Annotated in this window: 12 protein-coding genes; 5 read left to right on the forward strand and 7 right to left on the reverse strand. The window is 64.1% G+C overall.

The window, feature by feature from the left end:
- Positions 1-6 precede the first annotated feature (6 nt).
- Complete coding sequence (gene parC / locus GEV01_RS18020) at positions 7-2,541, forward strand: DNA topoisomerase IV subunit A (protein WP_235914408.1); 2,535 nt, start codon at positions 7-9, stop codon at positions 2,539-2,541.
- 57 nt (positions 2,542-2,598) lie between these two features.
- Here the strand turns inward: parC and GEV01_RS18025 are convergent, their stop codons facing one another.
- The 5 genes from GEV01_RS18025 to GEV01_RS18045 all read right to left on the reverse strand — a co-directional run bounded on the left by GEV01_RS18025 (position 2,599) and on the right by GEV01_RS18045 (position 10,822).
- Positions 2,599-3,081: a hypothetical protein gene (locus tag GEV01_RS18025; RefSeq protein WP_152806840.1), complete on the reverse strand. Its 483-nt coding sequence runs from the start codon at positions 3,079-3,081 to the stop codon at positions 2,599-2,601.
- Positions 3,082-3,187: 106 nt separating this feature from the next.
- Positions 3,188-4,630 carry an IgA Peptidase M64 gene (locus GEV01_RS18030; RefSeq protein ID WP_152806842.1) on the reverse strand — a complete coding sequence of 481 codons (1,443 nt, stop codon included), beginning with the start codon at positions 4,628-4,630 and terminating at the stop codon, positions 3,188-3,190.
- A 669-nt stretch (positions 4,631-5,299) separates the two neighbouring features.
- The gene (locus GEV01_RS18035; protein ID WP_235914434.1) at positions 5,300-6,541 is read right to left on the reverse strand and encodes a cyanophycinase; all 1,242 of its coding nucleotides are present in this window, start codon (positions 6,539-6,541) and stop codon (positions 5,300-5,302) included.
- 81 nt (positions 6,542-6,622) lie between these two features.
- Complete coding sequence (locus GEV01_RS18040; RefSeq protein ID WP_152806847.1) at positions 6,623-7,945, reverse strand: cyanophycinase; 1,323 nt, start codon at positions 7,943-7,945, stop codon at positions 6,623-6,625.
- Positions 7,946-8,053: 108 nt separating this feature from the next.
- Complete coding sequence (locus tag GEV01_RS18045) at positions 8,054-10,822, reverse strand: TonB-dependent receptor (protein WP_152806849.1); 2,769 nt, start codon at positions 10,820-10,822, stop codon at positions 8,054-8,056.
- A 159-nt stretch (positions 10,823-10,981) separates the two neighbouring features.
- On the opposite strand from GEV01_RS18045, the gene GEV01_RS18050 reads away from it, so the two are divergent.
- Positions 10,982-12,121 (forward strand): succinylglutamate desuccinylase/aspartoacylase family protein, encoded by a 1,140-nt coding sequence (locus tag GEV01_RS18050; protein WP_152806851.1) that lies wholly within the window; start codon positions 10,982-10,984, stop codon positions 12,119-12,121.
- 11 nt (positions 12,122-12,132) lie between these two features.
- The gene (locus tag GEV01_RS18055) at positions 12,133-13,527 is read left to right on the forward strand and encodes a YfcC family protein (RefSeq protein WP_235914409.1); all 1,395 of its coding nucleotides are present in this window, start codon (positions 12,133-12,135) and stop codon (positions 13,525-13,527) included.
- Between the two features lie 76 nt (positions 13,528-13,603).
- Here GEV01_RS18055 and GEV01_RS18060 read toward each other — a convergent pair whose 3' ends face one another.
- A complete protein-coding gene (locus GEV01_RS18060) occupies positions 13,604-14,029 on the reverse strand; it encodes a GNAT family N-acetyltransferase (protein ID WP_152806855.1) in 426 nt (141 codons plus the stop codon).
- A 107-nt stretch (positions 14,030-14,136) separates the two neighbouring features.
- On the opposite strand from GEV01_RS18060, the gene argH reads away from it, so the two are divergent.
- Complete coding sequence (gene argH / locus GEV01_RS18065; RefSeq protein ID WP_152806857.1) at positions 14,137-15,534, forward strand: argininosuccinate lyase; 1,398 nt, start codon at positions 14,137-14,139, stop codon at positions 15,532-15,534.
- A 2-nt stretch (positions 15,535-15,536) separates the two neighbouring features.
- Positions 15,537-16,193: a DUF6445 family protein gene (locus GEV01_RS18070; RefSeq protein WP_152806859.1), complete on the forward strand. Its 657-nt coding sequence runs from the start codon at positions 15,537-15,539 to the stop codon at positions 16,191-16,193.
- A gap of 10 nt (positions 16,194-16,203) precedes the next feature.
- Here the strand turns inward: GEV01_RS18070 and GEV01_RS18075 are convergent, their stop codons facing one another.
- A complete protein-coding gene (locus GEV01_RS18075; RefSeq protein WP_152806861.1) occupies positions 16,204-16,860 on the reverse strand; it encodes a hypothetical protein in 657 nt (218 codons plus the stop codon).
- Between the last annotated feature and the right edge of the window lie 665 nt (positions 16,861-17,525).

Below are 17,525 nucleotides of genomic sequence, written 5' to 3' on the forward strand. Positions count from 1 at the left end.
CCGACTATGACTCATCAAGCAAATCTCTTTGACGAACCGGCGCCGGAAACGGCAGCGGTGGCTCAACCTTCAGCACCTGCGCCCTCGCCTGCGCCTGCGCAAGCGGCCGGCGACGAAGCCGGTGACGTGGCCGCAAGCGGCGGCGAAACCGGCAATTCGCTGGACGGCGGCGCTGGCGGCAGCGACAACGGCGGCAATGACGGCAACGGCGGCAACGGTGGCGGCAACGGCGGCAACGACGGCCCACTGGGCGGCGGCGATGACGGCGACGGCGGCGATACGCTGACCCTGTCCACCTTCGCCGAACGCGCTTACCTCGACTACGCCATCTCGGTGGTCAAGGGCCGCGCGCTGCCGGACGTGTGCGACGGCCAGAAACCGGTACAGCGCCGCATCCTGTACGCGATGAACGAAATGGGCCTGAACAGCACCGCCAAGCCGCGCAAGTCCGCGACCGTGGTCGGCGACGTGCTGGGTAAGCTGCACCCGCACGGCGACCAGTCGGTGTACGACGCCATGGTCCGCATGGCGCAGGACTTCTCGCTGCGCTATCCGCTGGTCGACGGCCAGGGTAACTTCGGCTCACGCGACGGCGACGGCGCCGCTGCGATGCGATACACCGAAGCCCGATTAACGCCGATCGCCAAAGTGCTGCTGGACGAGATCAACCTCGGCACCGTGGAATTCCAGGCCAACTACGACGGCTCGACCGAAGAACCATGCCTGCTGCCGGCCCGCCTGCCGATGGTGCTGCTGAACGGCGCCTCCGGTATCGCGGTCGGCCTGGCGACGGAAATCCCGTCGCACAACCTGGGCGAAGTGGCGCAGGCCGCCGTCGCCATGATCCGCAATCCGAAGATCAGCCACAGCGAATTGATGGCGATGATCCCCGGCCCGGACTTCCCGGGCGGCGGTCAGATCATCACCCCGCCATCGCAGATCAGCGACATGTACGCGACCGGCCGTGGCAGCATGAAAGTGCGCGCGCGCTGGAAGATCGAAGAGCTGGCGCGCGGCCAGTGGCAGGCGGTCGTCACCGAACTGCCGCCGGGTACCTCGTCGCAGAAGGTGCTCGAAGAGATCGAAGAGCTGACCAATCCGAAGATCAAGATGGGCAAGAAGGCGCTGTCGCCTGAACAGTTGGCGCTCAAATCGCTGATCCTGAATTCGCTGGATACGATACGCGACGAATCGGGCCGCGCCGCGCCGGTGCGCCTGGTGTTCGAACCGAAATCGAAGAACCAGGACCAGACCGAATTCATGCTGCTGCTGCTGGCGCATACCTCGCTCGAATCGTCGGCCTCGATCAACCTGGTGATGATAGGCGGCGATGGCCGTCCGCGCCAGAAGGGCCTGACCGACATCCTGCAGGAGTGGATCGAATTCCGCTTCGCCACCGTCACCCGCCGCACGCAGTACAAGCTGGGCAAGGTCGACGCGCGCATCCACATCCTGGAAGGCCGCGAAACCATCCTGCTGAACATCGATGAAGTGATCCACATCATCCGCAACTCGGACGAACCGAAAGCGGCGCTGATGGAGCGCTTCCGCCTGTCGGAAATCCAGGCCGAAGACATCCTGGAAATCCGCCTGCGCCAACTGGCCCGCCTGGAAGCGATCAAGATCCAGCAGGAACTGGCCGAGCTGCGCAAGGAAAAAGGCCTGCTGCAAGACCTGCTCGACAACCCATCGTCGATGAAGCGCGCCATCATCAAGGAAATCGACGCCGACGCCAAGACCTATGGCGACGCCCGCCGCACCCTGATCGAAGAAGCGCAGAAAGCCGTGGTCGAACAGAAGGTGGTGGACGAACCTGTCACCGTCATCATTTCGGAAAAAGGCTGGATACGCGCCCGCACCGGCATCGGCCACGACGCCACGCAGTTCACCTTCAAGGCCGGCGACACGCTGTACGGCGCCTTCGAATGCCGCACGGTGGACAACCTGCTGGCCTTCGGCAGCAACGGCAAAGTGTATTCGGTGCCTGTGGCTGCGCTGCCTAACGCACGCGGCGACGGTGTGCCGATCACCACGCTGATCGACCTGGCTTCGGGTGCGCGCATCCTGAATTACTTCGCCGGCACGGGCACGACGCAGCTGATGCTGGCCACCAGCGCCGGTTTCGGCTTCGTCGCCAAGGCTGGCGACATGGTCAGCCGCATCAAGGGCGGCAAGGCCTTCGTCACGCTGGAGGAAGGCGACGTACCGCTGCCGCCGGCCGTGGTGCCGGAAAGCGCCAGCGCGGTAGCCGTGCTGTCGTCGGGCGCGCGGGTGCTGGTGTTCGGCATGGACGAGATGAAGGTGCTGACCAACGGCGGCCGCGGCGTGATCCTGATGGAGCTGGCCGACAAGGAGACGCTGGTATCGGCCAAGCCGATCAGCCAGAAAGGCGTGATCGTCTCCGGCATCGGCCGTGGCGGCAAGCCGCAGGAAGAACGCCTGTCGGCATCGGCGCTGGCGGTCCACTTCGGCAAGCGCGCCCGCAAGGGCAAGGAACTGGCGACCAAGATCAAGCCAAATGCGCTGACGCCTATCGTCTAAACCACGCAGACGTAAAAAAACCGCCGGCATGCCGGCGGTTTTTTTATGCGCTACCGGTTAGTTCTTGGCGGCGGCTGCTTTGATGTCGGCTGCCGATTTGGCTTTGACGGCATCGGTCTTGTTGGCGGCGATGGCTTTGTCGGCGGTCGCGTCAACGGTTTCCTTGATCGCCTTGGCGTCGGCCTTCACGGCTTTTTTGCCAGCCTTTTCTTCAGCCTTGGCGACTGCCTTGTCACCCTTGGCTTCCGCCTTGGCTTTGTCTTCAGGATCGGCCTTGGCTACTTTTTCGTTGGCTTTGGCTTTTTCCACTTCGACGTGGGCGGCAGCGGTGTCATGGGTCTTGTTGGCTTTGGCGACAGCCTTGTCGGCTTTCTTGTCGGCTTTGACGTCGGCCTTCATTTCGTTCTGCTGCGCCTTGGCCACGTCCTTGTTGGCTTCATGTTCAGCCTTGACGACGGCCGGGGTCTGAACCGGAGTGGTTTGTGCGTAAGCGGCAGTTGCAAACAGGCCGGCGATCAGGGTAGCGATAATCTTGTTCATGGTGTTTCCTCTCAAAGTTTTATTTGGATGCGTTCTTGTTCTTGCCACGTATTCAGAATAAGCCGATGAGAGGAAGCACTCTGTACGGTACCGTACTTAAACGAAATTACCTGCCCGCCCCCGGGCGCGAGTACAGATCGATGATGGCGCCGATGGCGTCCGCACACACAGCACAGAACTTCTCGCTGCGGTCGAACATAATGCACTGCATCTGCGGGCGATAGTAGCCGCTGGCCTCATAGTTCGCGCCCTCGAACGCGCCCACCGTGTGGAAGTGCGGATCCTTGGAGAACAGCGCGGCGGTCGAATCGAAGTCCTTGCGGAACAAGGCGCTCATCTCCGACTCCGGCCGGTTGGCCGCACGCAGCGCGGCGCGCTCCTTCTGGTAGGCGCGCGACGCGGTTTCATAGGTCTCCTTCTGCCACGGCGTCGGCAGCGGCGTGCCGGCCTTGACGAACTTCTTCCATTTCAGATTGGCCGGATCGCGCAGCGCCGTCGCATTCGGCTCCCACGGCTCCTGGCGCGTGCCGTTCGACTGATAAGCCACCGGCGAGGTGTAGTACTCGTCGGCCAGGCCGGCGAAGTGGTGGCCGAATTCGTGCACGAACAGGTAGTTGGCCCAGTCGTTGTTGGCCGCTGCGGTGCTGAACTGGCCGAAGATGCCGCCGCCGCCGTAGGTCTCGTTGTTCACCAGGATCTCGATGAACTCATACGGCGCGTACTGCGCCAGCTCGCGCAGCGCGCGGTTGTCGGTGGTGAGCACGTAACGCTCGCTGCCGAAGATGTCGTAGCGCGTGCCCAGCGGCGACGCGTGATGCACGCCGGTCGAAGGACGCGACACGCCCGATTCCTCGGTCGGCAAGGCCAGCGCCCAGACGTTGAAGTCCTTGGCGCGCTCCTTGAACGGCGAGGTGTCGAACAGATGGTCGGCCAGCTTGCGCGCGGTCGCCTCGAACTTGGCCATGTCGGCCTTGGTGTAGCCGTCGCCCAGGATCAGAAGGTCGACCTTGTCCGGCGACGGGCCGTTGGCGCGGATGGCGATAGGCTTGGGCGCAGCGGCCATCGACGCAGGAGGCGTCTGTTTGCGCACCACGTCCATCGCGTCGGTATCGATGTCGGCGGTCCAGGCCACCGAGAAGGCGTTGCGGTCGTCGCGCTTCAGGATGCGCACGCGCACCGGGCGGTCCGGCTTGGGAAAGCGCACCGATTCCTGGAAGCCGCGATTGGCGCGCGTCGCCTCGTCGGTGCTGCGCCATTCGGCGAAGATGGTGGAGAAGCCGCGCGAGTACAGCAGCTCGCCGGTCTTGGCGTCCACCACCTCGACCATGTTGTTGCCGCGATTGGTGTTATCGATGGTGGCGCGCATATCGCCCGGCCAAGGCAGCGGCTCGATCACCACGCGCTCCATCGCATAGCTTTCATTGAGCGCGTTGCCGCTGTGGAGATAGTCGAGACGGACGGTGGCGGGTTGCGCGGCCAACGCCGGCAGCGCGGCGACGGCCGTGAAGGCCGTGAAGGCGGCCAACGCAAAGGATAAAAGGCGGCTCATGGTCATCCTGTGATCAAGTTACGAAGACCGCCATTGTAATCCCGGCAGGACAGGGTGATGGGAGTGAGCTGTGCACTTCCAGCACTGCAAACACCTCCTTTTCCCGCTGGATTTTACTTGTTTATCCTGTTTTTACAGCCACTGCCCAAACCAAGCGTAGGAGGAAGATCCCAATCGAATTGTTTCGATGTATCCCATGGCTACACCACCCAAGGGCTTGGGTATTCAAAAGCGCAACTTAGTCTAATTCGGTCCAATTGGAGCTGAATGAGGCTAATTCAGTCTACTATTTGCAAGCGTAGTCTAAAACGGCCCATGAATCCGGGAGCAAAGTCTAATTTGATCCCGTTTTAAAGGCGAAAAGTCTAAAACGAACCATAGTCCTGTTCCGGCGTCTAACTTTTAGACCCATTTCAAAGGACTTCAACCGGGGCCCCTTTACCGAACAACAGCGAAGGCGCGCAATCAAAGAGGTTGATGCATCCGAATTGGTCTAAACCGTCTTGGCGGAGAGTCTAATTCGGTCCCAAGGTTGCTTTGCAGAGTCGATTTCAGTCTAAAGAATTCGCCGCCCCGCCGATTCTAGACGCCATTAGACGGAAGTGGCGCGGTTTCGACCGAATTAGACTCTGTGGCTAAAAGGAATGCCCAACTCCCGGGGCGGCGAACCTAATTTTTCTGCGTCAGCGACTGGCCAATATCGAGCGGGCGGATATCGAGCCGCATGTTTAGTATCGAATAGCTCTGCGGCGCGGCCGATGCGTAGCCGACGCTGTCGCGCGTTTTGCTGAAGGTGAACTGGAAGCCCAGCTCCGGCAGCGCCGTGTTGCGCCCGCTGGTGGCGATGCCTATCGCTTCGCTGCGGCGGTTGTTCATCAAATTCTCCATCAGCTCCACCACCGCGTTCTTGCCCAGGATATCGGCCGAAAACACCGGATCGCGCAGCACCGCCGCATGCGCCCTCAACTTGCCGGACGCCTTGGCCTCCGACGGCGTGAAGGTATGCGTGCCCAGATCGTACTTGTCGCCCCGGTCCAGATAGCTGATGACAGCATTGGAGACATTGAAGCCGCCGCTGGCAGGATCGGTAGTCGCACGCGACAGGTCGATCAGCAGCGCGCCCTTGTGGCCGACGATCTCCACCCGGCGCCGGCTATCGACCACCATCGCCGTATTCTCATCGATGCCCAGCCCGAACTTGTAGCCCTTCTTGAGCATGGCCGGTATCATGCGCGCGAAGCGGCCGCGCACCAGCAGGTGCTGGTCGACGAACACGTCGTCGCCGATAAAGCCCAGTCCCGGCGCGATCTCCCTGCCCTCGGTCACGCCGCCGCGCAGGGTGGCGAACACCGTATTCGGCGCATAGAACATGGTGCTGCTCATGATGGCCGCGCCGGCGCTGCTGCCCGCCACCACGCCGCCGTTGCGGTACAGATCCCACACCGCGTCCAGCACCGCGCTGCGGCTGCCGTCCTCGCGCACCAGCGCCTGCGTGATGCGCGCCTGGTCGCCACCGACGAAGAACACGCCGCCGGCGCCGCGCACCGCCGCCGCCAGCTCCGGATCGTCGGCCACCTTGCGGAAATCGCTGTCGGCCAGCTTGACGGCCAGCGGCACCAGGAAGGCGTCCGCGCCATACTGATTGAGCCGGGCGACAATGGCCTCGCCCACCGGCGCAGGATCGGCGGCGGCCGACGGCAGCACCGCCACCCGCGCCCCCGGCCCGCCCGCCAGCAGCACGATGCGCTGCCAGACATCGGCATTGTCGGCCCGCAGATTACCGCCGATGATGACCAGCGACCCCTTGGGTCCCGACGCCGGCGCGGGCGAGGCGCCCTGCGCCGCCAGCGCCCCGCCCAGCGGCACCGCCAGCATCAGCGCCGCCTGTAGGCAGTGCTTCAAGATTGACATCCGCATAATCGCTCCCGCAATGAAAAATGGGATGGCGCCCGAGGCACCATCCCATCCAATATACCCGATTTCGCGTGGCCGCTAGCGGTAGCGGTACAGCGGCTGCTGCAGCTGTATCGGGCGGATATCCATGCGCAGCTTGAGCACCGAATACGCCTCCACCTCGGTCGAACTGTAGCCGACGCTGTTGATCGTTTTACTGAAGCGGAACTCGAAGCCCAGGTCCGGATAGGCGTCGCGCGGATTGCCGAAGGCGATGCCGATGGCTTCCTGCTGCGCGTTGTCGATCAGGTTGACCATCAGGTCCAGCACCGCGTTGTTCCCCAGGATGTCGTTGGTGAACACCGGCTCGCGGGTATCGGGCTGGTTGGGATCGAGCTTGTTGTCCGCCTTGTCCGCCGACGGCGTGAACTCGCGCGTCACCAGGTTGAACTTGTCGCCCCGGTCCAGATAACTGATGGTGGCGTTGCTGATGTTGAAGCCCTTGATGCCGCGGTCCGTGATCGCCGCCGACAGGTCCAGCAGCAGCGCGCCGCTGTAGCCGATGATCTCCACGTCGCGCTTGGCGTTGACCACCATCGCACTGTTCTCGTCGATGCCCAGGCCGATCTGGTAGCCCTTCTTCAGCATCACCGGGATCATGCGGGCGAAGCGGCCGCGCACCAGCAGGTGCTGGTCGACGAACACGTCGTCGCCGATGAAGCCCAGGCCCGAGGCGATCTCGTGGCCGTCGTTGACGCCCTGCTTGAGCATGTCCAGCGTCGGCTTGGCGTCGTAGAACATGGTGGTGCTCATGATGGCCGCGCCGGCGCTGCTGCCGGCCACCACGCCGCCGTCGCGGTACACGTCCCACACCGCGTCCAGCGCCGCCGTGTGCTTGCCGTCCGGGCGCACCAGCGCCTTGGTGATGCGCGCCTGGTCGCCGCCGGTGAAGTAGATGCCGGTGGCCGAATGGATGGCCGCCACCACTTCAGGATCCTCGGCCGCCTTGCGGTAGTCGCTATTGGGCAGCGTCACGCCCAGCGGAATGAAGAAAGCCTGGGCGCCGTACTGATTGAGCTTGTTGACCGTGTTCTGGGCCGATTTCTCGGGATTGATCGAGGCCGAGCCGAACACGCCGATGCGCGCGCCCTTGCCGCCGGCCAGCATGACGATGCGCTGCCAGACTTCGGCGTTGTCGGCGCGCAGACCGCCGCCGATGATGACCAGGTTGCCCGCCGGCGGCGCCAGCACCGGCTTGGGCGGCGGCACCGCCTTGGCCGGCTTGCTGGACTTGACCAGCACCTGCGGGGTCTTGCCGGCCGGCGTGGAAACCGCCACCTGCGCCGCGCACACGCCGCCGCCGACGAATACCAGCAGCCATAGCATGACGAGACGCCGCAGCGTAAAACCTGTTAATTTCATGTTGCCCTTCCGATGAAAACCGGCGCCTGGGCTCTCGCCCGGCGCCGTCGATAATGCAGATGATACCAATCTATTACTGAATACGGCTTAAACCATCATTACGTTACATTACTTGAAGGCGTAATTGGCGCTGGCGTAGAAGCGGCGGCCGCGCGGATCGGTGTAGGTTGGATCATAGCCGGAGATGAAGAATGCGGCCTGATTCGAGTACGGCGGCGCGGTGTTGAACAGGTTCTGCACCCCGGCGCGCAGCTTGAAAGCCTTGCTGACCTGCCAGGCGCCCGACATGTCCCACAACGAATACGCCTTCACGCGGTTGGCCGCCACCACCGTGCCGCCGTTGGTGTCGATCGCCGAATTCTGGTCTTCATAGCCGGCCGAATACGTGTTGGACAGGCTGGCCGAGTACGGCCCCTGGTCCCAGTCGAAGGTGACGGTGTGGCGCCAGCGCGGCACCACGCCGTCGGTGACGAAGCGTCCCAGATTGCTCACGTAGGGATCGCCGACCGCGTTCTGGATCTTCGAATTGAGCACATAAGTACCCGACAGGTGGCCGCCGAAGCTGCCGGCCCAGGTCTTCACGCCGCGGAAGTCCAGCACCAGGTCCAGGCCGGAGGCCAGCTGGGCGCCGCGGTTTTCCTTGTGCAGTTCGATGTAGTCGATCTGGCCGTTGTCCAGGCGGTGCACCAGGTTGCCGTACTTGGCCAGGTTGCCCAGGATGATGTCGTCGCCGATCTCGCTGATCAGGTCCGTGCGCTTGATGTTCCAGTAGTCCAGCGTCATCGACGCCTGCTTGGTCGGCTCGATCACCATGCCCACCGAGTACTGGCGGCTGTGCTCAGGCTTCAGGTTGGCGTTCGAATAGCGGCGGGTCTCCCAGGCGTCGGCGCAGTCGGCGTAGTTGTTGTCCACCGTGGCGCAGTAGGCCGGATCGGGCAGCGTGGCGGTGCTGCTGACCAGCGTCGGGCGGTACAGGTCCGACATCGACGGCGCGCGGAAGCCGCGGCCGGCCGAGGCTCGGAACAGCATGGTCTTGACCGGCGTGTAGGTGATGCCCACTTTCGGGCTGGCGGCGCCGCCGACCACCTGATAGTGATCGTAGCGCGCCGACAGCTGCGCTTCCCACTGCTTGGTGAACGGCAGCAGCAGCTCGCCGTACACCGCTTGCACGGTGCGCTTGTCGCTGGTCGGACGGCCGCCATCTGGGGCCGCGTCGTTGTTGATGTTATCGCTCAGCAGCAGCGCCGACGGCGTGAAGTCGGTGCGCTCGTGGCGCACCTCGCCGCCCACCGCCAGTGCCGCCTCGCCGCCGGCCAGCGTGCCCACCGCGTGCGAAACCTTGAAGTCGATCGAATCCATCACGCCGCGCGCGTGGCGCACGTCGTCGTTGACCTGGATGGAATCGAGCAGCGCGCGGCCGGCCGCGTCGGATGGGCCGAAGGGATTGATCACGCCATCGTAGATGCCCTTCACCAGCTTGTCGTACAGCAGATAGCCGTGGGTGTCCTTGTCCTTGATGGTGTTGACGCTGTGGTTCAAGCCGATGTCGTAGTCGAAGCCGTTGGCGCTGCCGGTCAGGCCCACCACGTAGCGCTGGCTTTCGCTGGTCAACTCGCTGGTGCGGCGGCCGCCGTCGTTGAGGCGGATGCGCAGCTCGACATCGCCGACCACGTCGTCGTCGGCACTGGCCTCGTCCGAATCCAGGTTGTACTTGGCCAGCGCCGGAATCTTCTTGTAATTGATGTTCGCCCGCACCCGCGCCGACGAGGCCACATAGGTAGTCTTCGAGCGGCTCAGCGCCACCTCGGCGAACAGCTGGTTGTTGGCGTTCAGCTGCAGCACGCCGCGGCTCAGCAGGTTGGCCTTGTCCGACTTCGGATACAGCTCCGTGTCGCCCATGTAGTTGTAGGTGCAGGCATCGACGCCGCCGATGCCGGCCGGCAGATACAGGTTGGCCGGCGCCGAGCATCCCGGCACCGACGGATTGATGGTGCGGTTGGTCAGCGGCTTGCCGTTGATGGTGAAGCCGTTGTCGTTCAGGTAGTCGCGCTGGGCGCCGGTCAGGCGGATATTGGCCGGCGACGTGTAGCCGGACAGCAGGTGCGGCAGACGCTCGGGGATGTGCAGGTTGTCGATGAACTTGCGCTGCGAGGTGCTCAGCGCGTCGGTGCGCTGCAGGTCCGCCACCATGAAGACATTGTAGCCGTCCTTGGCCACGTCGCCGGTGCCGGCGGTCAGCGTGGCGGTGCGCTTGCCGGCGCCGCCCTCCTTGGTCTTGCTGCCGTAGGCGTTCAGCTCCACGCCCTGGAAGTCCTTGCGGGTGATGAAGTTGATCACGCCGCCGATGGCGTCGGTGCCGTACAGCGCCGAGGCGCCGTCCAGCAGCACTTCCACGCGCTGGATGGCGGCGGCCGGGATGTTGTTCAAGTCGACGCCGGTGTCGTCGCCGGGCGAGGCGAAGTTGGCCATGCGGCGGCCGTTGAGCAGCACCAGCGTGGACGAGGTGCCGATGCCGCGCAGGTTGGCGCTGTTGAAGCCGCGCTGGTCATGGCCGTCGGTGATGCTGGCGCCGTCGGTCAGGCCGCCGACGTTGGCCGACACGCGCGCCATCAGTTCCGAAGCGGTGGTGACGCCGGCCTTCTCGATCTCCTCGCGGGTGATGACCTGCACCGGCAATGCGGTTTCCGATTCGATGCGGCGGATCGCCGAGCCGGTGATCTCCACCTTGGGAATCGGCGCGGCGCTGGTGGCGGCCGGCGCATCCTGCGCCACTGCCGGCTGGACCAGCGCCAGCAAACCCGTCACCGCGCCCACGCTCAAGGCCAGTCGCACCGACTGTGTCATCGTCGTTACCCGCATGCTGTGTACTTCACCCATAATTTTCTCTCTGGCGGTTATGTAAATAATTCTATTAAACTAACTGTACGCACATCGCCGCGAAAACTCAAGAAACCGGCCCCCCTTTCGCCGCCCAGCGATTTACTTTGTGAAAATAGTGCTACATACTCAATCTTTGTCGAAAAAGTCCGCCCCGCCATGCAAGTACACAAACATCCCATCTCCGGCCCGCACAGCAACGCCGCCTTCGAACTGACCAGCCTCCACTTCGGCGCCCCGGGCGCCGGCAAGAAGGTCTACATCCAGGCCTCGCTGCACGCCGACGAAGTGCCCGGCATGCTGGTGGCGCAGTATCTGCGCAAGACGCTGACGGCGCTCGATGCGGCCGGCCGCATCGCCGGCGAAGTGATACTGGTGCCGGCCGCGAACCCGATCGGCCTGGCGCAGGCCATCCACGGCGCCGCCTTCGGCCGCTTCGACCTCACCACCGGCATCAACTTCAACCGCTCGTACAAGCACGTGGCGGACGACCTGAAAAAATCGCTGGCCGGTCTGCTGGGGCAGGACGCCGACGCCAACGTGCGCCTGATCCGCGAACACGCGCGCGCCTCGATCGCCGCCTGGCAGCCGTCCACCGACGCCGACACGCTGAAGAAAACCTTGATGACGCTGGCGGTCGACGCCGACATCGTGCTCGATCTGCACTGCGACAACGAGGCCGTGCTGCACATCTACGCCGGCACGCCGCTGGCCGAAGGCATCGCGCCGCTGTCGGCCATCATGGGCGCGCATGCGCTGCTGCTGGCCTACCAGGCCGGCGGCGAACCGTTCGACGAAGCCTGCAGCCGCCTGTGGTGGGACCTGGACCAGCACTTCGAAGGCCGCTATCCGATACCCGCCGCCTGCCTGTCGACCACCATCGAACTGCGCGGCGAAATGGAAGTGAGCTACGCGCTGGCCGAGCGCGACGCCGCAGGCCTGATCCAGTTCCTGACGCTGAACGGCGTGCTGCAGGCGGAAGACGCCGCGGCCGCAGCGGCGGCCGCCGTGCTGCCCGCGCCGCTGTGCGCGGCCACGCCGCTGGAAGGCGTCGAGCCGCTGTACGCGCCGCACGCCGGCATCCTGGTCTACACCCGCGAGCTGGGCGCGCACGTGGCGCCAGGCGACGCCGTGGCCGACCTGATCGACCCGGTCAGCGGCGAGACCACGACCATACGCGCCGGCGTGGCCGGCGTATTCTTCGCCCGCAGCGCGCACCGCCACGTGATCCGTGGCATGAACGTCGGCAAAGTCGCCGGCGCCCAGGCATACCGTGCCGGCGACCTGCTGAGCCAATGACATCGCATCCCATGACCACTAAAAAATTCAAGCTGCCGCACACCTTCGTCCTGCTGTTCATCATCCTGGCATTGATCGCGGCGGCCACCTGGCTGGTCCCCGGCGGCAAGTACGACACCCACCTGGTCAACGGCAAGCAGCTGATCGATCCGTCCAGCTTCCACTACATCGCCAGCGCGCCGCAGGGCGTGACGGCGCTGATGAAGGCGCCGATCAAGGGCTTCGTCGACGCCGCGCTGATCATCGGCTTCGTGCTGATCGTCGGCGGCGCCTTCTCCGTGCTGCAGAAGACCGAAGCGGTCGACGCGATGATCAAGTCGCTGGCGCGCGCGCACGACAGCTCGGTGTTCATCCAGAAGGCGCTGATCCCGGTGTTCGTCACCATGTTCTCGATCGGCGGCGCCACCTTCGGCATGAATGAAGAAGCCATACCGTTTATATTGATTTTCGTGCCGCTGGCGCTGGCCCTGGGCTACGACACCGTCACCGGCGTGTCGATTCCCTTCCTCGGCTCGCAGGTCGGCTTCTCGGCCGCGTTCCTCAACCCCTTCAACGTCGGCATCGCCCAGGGCATCGCCGGCGTGCCGGTGTTCTCCGGCTGGGCCTACCGGCTGATCGTGTGGTTCATCGCCACCGCCATCACCATCGCGTTCCTGATGTGGTACGCCGCACGCGTGAAGAAGACCCCGGAGCTGAGCCCGACCTACGCGCTGGACCTGGAAAAACGCCGCGAACAGCCGCACGGCCTGGGCGAGTTCCACGGCATGACGGACAACCACAAGCTGGTGCTGGCGATCTTCGTCGGCTCGCTGGCCATCATGGTGGGCGGCGTGGTCGGCTACGACTGGTACATCGACGAAATCGCCGCGCTGTTCCTGACGATGGGCATCGTCATCGGCCTGGTGGGCAAGCTCGATTCGACGCAGATCGTCGAAGCCTTCATCCAGGGCGCGCGCGACCTGGTGGGCACGGCGCTGGTGATCGCGCTGGCGCGCGGCACCATGATCCTGGCGCGCGACGCCCACATCATCGACACCATGCTGCACGCGCTGATGCCGCTGGTGCAGTCGTCCAGCCCCGTGTTCGCGGCGTGGAAGATGTTCGGCATCCAGACCGTGATCAACTTCTTCATCCACTCCGGCAGCGGCCAGGCCGCGCTGACCATGCCGATCATGGCGCCGCTGGCGGACCTGGTGGGCGTGACGCGCCAGACCGCGATCCTGGCCTTCCAGTTCGGCGAGTTCACCACGCCGATGATCCCGACCTCCGGCATCACCGTCGGCGTGCTCGCGCTGGCGCGCATCCCCTGGATCACCTGGGCCAAGTGGATGGTGCCGCTGCAGCTGATCTACGCCGTGCTGGCGCTGGCCCTGCTGGTGCCGCCCTGCCTGATGAACTGGCAATAACGTCGCTCCCGCGAAAGCGGGAGTCCATACTGAGCCAGCACTCCATGGACTCCCGCCTGCGCAGGAGTGACAGCGGTCAGTTAGCGTAAATATTCGGGAAGTAGCGCTCCATCAGCGTGGTCGGCCGCGATGGCGGCGTGAAGCCGAATTTTTCGTACAGGCCGTGCGCGTCGCCGGTCGCCAGCGTGAAGCGGCGCAGGCCCTGCAAATCGGGATGCGCCAGCACCGTCTCCATCAGCTGCTTGCTGTAGCCCCGGCCGCGAAACTCCGGCAGCACGAACACGTCGACCAGGTTGGCGAAGGTGGCGCAATCCGTCACCACGCGCGCAAAACCGATCTGCCGCCCGTCCAGATACGCGCCGAAGCACAGCGAATTGTCGATCGCCCGCTCCAGCACCGGCAGCGGCATGCCGATCGCCCATGTCGACTGCTCGCTGATAAATTGATGAATCAGCGGCACGTCCAGATCCGCCTTGTTGGTGCTGATGTGCAGAGTCGTCATGATTTCGATAATCAAAAAGCCAATGTTGACATATTTTTGAGCAGCTTGCGGTTTATAATCGCTGCTGACATTACTCATATCACTCACGCGCACAAGCCTTCCCCACTATGACTGCACAACTTTCCAAAAAAAGCGAAGCCTGGTCGGCCCGTTTTAACGAACCCGTCTCGGACCTGGTCAAACGCTACACCGCCTCCGTCTTCTTCGACAAGCGCCTGGCCAAGGCCGACATCCAGGGCTCGCTGGCCCACGCCGAAATGCTGGCCGCGCAAGGCATCATCAGCGCCGCCGACCGCGCCGAGATCGAGCGCGGCATGGCGCAGATCTCGTCCGAGATCGAAGCCGGCCAGTTCGAATGGCTGCTGGACCTGGAAGATGTGCACCTGAATATCGAAAAACGCCTGACCGAACTGGTAGGCGACGCCGGCAAGCGCCTGCACACCGGCCGCTCCCGCAACGACCAGGTGGCCACCGACATCCGCCTCTACGTGCGCGCCGCCATCGACGACGTGGTCGAACTGCTGGGCGCCCTGCGCGGCGCCCTGACCGACCTGGCCGAGAAAAACGCCGACACCATCATGCCGGGCTTCACCCACATGCAGGTGGCGCAGCCGATCACCTTCGGCCACCACATGCTGGCCTACGTCGAAATGTTCGGCCGCGACGCCGAGCGCATGGCCGACTGCCGCAAGCGCGTCAACCGCCTGCCGCTGGGCGCCGCCGCGCTGGCCGGCACCACCTTCCCGATCGACCGCGAACGCGTCGCCAAAACGCTGGGCTTCGACGACGTCTGCCACAACTCGCTGGACGCCGTCTCCGACCGCGACTTCGCCATCGAATTCACCGCCGCCGCCTCGCTGATCATGACCCACGTGTCGCGCATGTCGGAAGAACTGGTGATCTGGATGAGCCCACGCGTGGGCTTCATCGACATCGCCGACCGCTTCTGCACCGGCTCGTCGATCATGCCGCAAAAGAAAAACCCGGACGTGCCGGAACTGGCGCGCGGCAAGACCGGCCGCGTGTACGGCCACCTGATGGGCCTCCTGACCCTGATGAAAGGCCAGCCGCTGGCCTACAACAAGGACAACCAGGAAGACAAGGAACCGCTGTTCGACACCGTCGACACCGTGGTCGACACGCTGCGCATCTTCGCCGACATGGCCGGCGGCATCAGCGTCAAGCCGGAAGCGATGCGCGCCGCCGCGCTGCAAGGCTACGCCACCGCGACCGACCTGGCCGACTACCTGGTCAAGAAAGGCTTGCCGTTCCGCGACGCCCACGAAGCCGTGGCCCACGCCGTGCGCGCCTGCGACGACCTGAAGATCGACCTGGCCGAGATGTCGCTGGACCAGCTGCGCGCCTACTCGACGCTGATCGAGCAGGACGTGTTCGCCGTGCTGACGCTGGAAGGCTCGGTCGCCGCGCGCGACCACGTCGGCGGCACCGCGCCCAACCAGGTGCGCAAGGCCATCGCCCGCGTGCGCGCGCAACTCGCCAAGTAAGCATGACGCGCCCTACGCTCACCTATCGCAAACCGCAGCTGGGGCGCGACTACTGGGTCATGGATAACATCCTGCCGAACGCGCAGGAAGTGGCCAGGCGCTGCTTCGCCCGCGAGGACTGGGAGCTCGGTGCGCCGCACCGCCCGGAACCATGGCCCGGCATGCGCAGCAAGGGCGCGCTGCTGCCGGACGAACTGGCGCAGGTGGAAGCCTGGGTCAGGAAAGTCACCGGCGCGAAGAAGCTGTGGCAGGAAGCCACGCCGACGGGCAGCACGCTCAATCACAACTACGTGCAGCTGGTGGGCGGCATCGAGTCCGGCCCGCGTCCGCATACCGATTCACTCAAGCTGTGCCGCTACGCGGCGGTGATCTACCTGTCGCCCGAGCCGCTGCCGGAAGCCGGCACCTCGTTCTACCGCCTGCGCTATCCGGACGGCACGCTGGGCGGCAATTACTGCAGCCCGCCGCACGCCAACCTGCGCGAGGCGCTGGGCGTCACCAGCCTGCCGCCGCAGGCCTGGCACGAAGAACACCGGGTCGACAACCGCTTCAACCGCATGCTGCTGTACCGCGCCAACATGGTGCACTCGGCCAGCGGCTACTTCGGCTGCGACCATGACGACAAGCGCATGACCGCAGTTTTCTTCTGGATGGCCTGAGCCCTGCGGCCTACTGGGTCACGATCTTCGATAGCACCGTGAACGCCGCGCCGGTCTGGTTCTGCTCCAGCAGGATGGTCAGCTCGGTGTAGGTGCAGATCATGTTGACCAGGTTGATCTTGTCCCACGCCAGCTGCTTGAGTATCGCGTGGTAGATGCCGGGCGTGCGGCTGGTGTCCGGATTCAGATGCAGCGTCACCGCGTTCAGGTTGTCCTGCCGCGCCAGCAGCCGCTCGTTGGCAAACACCTCCTCCACCATCCCCGTCAGCACCCGGCTGCAGATCACCATCACCTCGTTGACGCCGCGCGTGACCGTGACGAAGGCGCCGCGCATCGGCTCCGCCTTGGCCAGCAGCTGGCGGTGGCATTCGTTGATGCTGTCCGAATAGCGGTAGGTGTACTCGGTCAGCTCGGTGCGCGTGGTCAGCTCGCCGGTCTTCTGCGCCAGCGCCATTTCGTGGCGGCTCACCTCCGGCAGGCGCTCGGCCACGCGGCGCAGCGCCATCACCACCGCCGCCTGGCCGACCGGCTTCCACATATCGCTTTCAAGCTGCGGCTGCAGCTGGCGGGCCAGTTCCGACAGGTTGATCAAATTGCGCCGCAACCCTTCCGTGAGAAAGGACGACTCCATGACGATGCGTTCTACTTTGGTAGCAATCGACAGCATACAAGCTCCCCTGTCCGCGCGCCGGCGGACAAAAACAAAACAGATAGCAGGCGCTGGGCCGTGCAGCGCACCGTGGTCGGCGGCGGCGCGGCGACGCAATCCCTCAGCCGGCGCCTCGGGTGGAGGCGCTACGACCGGCTGGATGCGGCAAGCGGTGTTAAATGGAGGCTAGGCTATAGCGGGGGCGGCGCCGTGGTGTGAGCGGCGCGCAGCGCGCGGGCGGAACTGACGTTATGCGTTGGGTGTGCGGTCATTTTCTTCTTCCTGTGGTTCCCGTTGCGCTTATTACCAAGGGTCGTGCCCTGCGCTTTTTATATGCCAGTCACGAACGTTATTTGCGCTGGCGTCAACTAGTTTAATTCGCAATATTAGAACTCTGCAACCACGATTTGCTGAATTTTTGGGCATTGTGTTGCATAGCCACCGAAAATAGAGCTCGGCATCTACTTCGTTGTTGATATAAGACAAACCCTGTCTATCGTGCGCGTTGTAGCCGCGCGCATCTGGTATGGCGCTGCGTTTTTTACTCCCCTTGCGCATCGTTCGGTGCTTCGTGGAATTGTCTAATTTCGGACATTTTTTAATTCTGTGACTAATTTTCCAAGTTTTTTGACTTCGTGATCTCGACAGGAATAGTGTCGCCCCTACTCGCCGTTTTGCCTCAA

The sequence above is a fragment of the Rugamonas rivuli genome (assembly GCF_009380165.1).
Classification (GTDB): domain Bacteria; phylum Pseudomonadota; class Gammaproteobacteria; order Burkholderiales; family Burkholderiaceae_D; genus Rugamonas; species Rugamonas rivuli.

Bases quoted from the DNA above. Each gene is read 5' to 3' on its own strand.
- parC (WP_235914408.1), top strand. From the start codon at position 7: ATGACTCATCAAGCAAATCTCTTTGACGAACCGGCGCCGGAAACGGCA.
- GEV01_RS18025 (WP_152806840.1), bottom strand. From the start codon at position 3,081: ATGAACAAGATTATCGCTACCCTGATCGCCGGCCTGTTTGCAACTGCC.
- GEV01_RS18030 (WP_152806842.1), bottom strand. From the start codon at position 4,630: ATGAGCCGCCTTTTATCCTTTGCGTTGGCCGCCTTCACGGCCTTCACG.
- GEV01_RS18035 (WP_235914434.1), bottom strand. From the start codon at position 6,541: ATGTCAATCTTGAAGCACTGCCTACAGGCGGCGCTGATGCTGGCGGTG.
- GEV01_RS18040 (WP_152806847.1), bottom strand. From the start codon at position 7,945: ATGAAATTAACAGGTTTTACGCTGCGGCGTCTCGTCATGCTATGGCTG.
- GEV01_RS18045 (WP_152806849.1), bottom strand. From the start codon at position 10,822: ATGGGTGAAGTACACAGCATGCGGGTAACGACGATGACACAGTCGGTG.
- GEV01_RS18050 (WP_152806851.1), top strand. From the start codon at position 10,982: ATGCAAGTACACAAACATCCCATCTCCGGCCCGCACAGCAACGCCGCC.
- GEV01_RS18055 (WP_235914409.1), top strand. From the start codon at position 12,133: ATGACCACTAAAAAATTCAAGCTGCCGCACACCTTCGTCCTGCTGTTC.
- GEV01_RS18060 (WP_152806855.1), bottom strand. From the start codon at position 14,029: ATGACGACTCTGCACATCAGCACCAACAAGGCGGATCTGGACGTGCCG.
- argH (WP_152806857.1), top strand. From the start codon at position 14,137: ATGACTGCACAACTTTCCAAAAAAAGCGAAGCCTGGTCGGCCCGTTTT.
- GEV01_RS18070 (WP_152806859.1), top strand. From the start codon at position 15,537: ATGACGCGCCCTACGCTCACCTATCGCAAACCGCAGCTGGGGCGCGAC.
- GEV01_RS18075 (WP_152806861.1), bottom strand. From the start codon at position 16,860: ATGCTGTCGATTGCTACCAAAGTAGAACGCATCGTCATGGAGTCGTCC.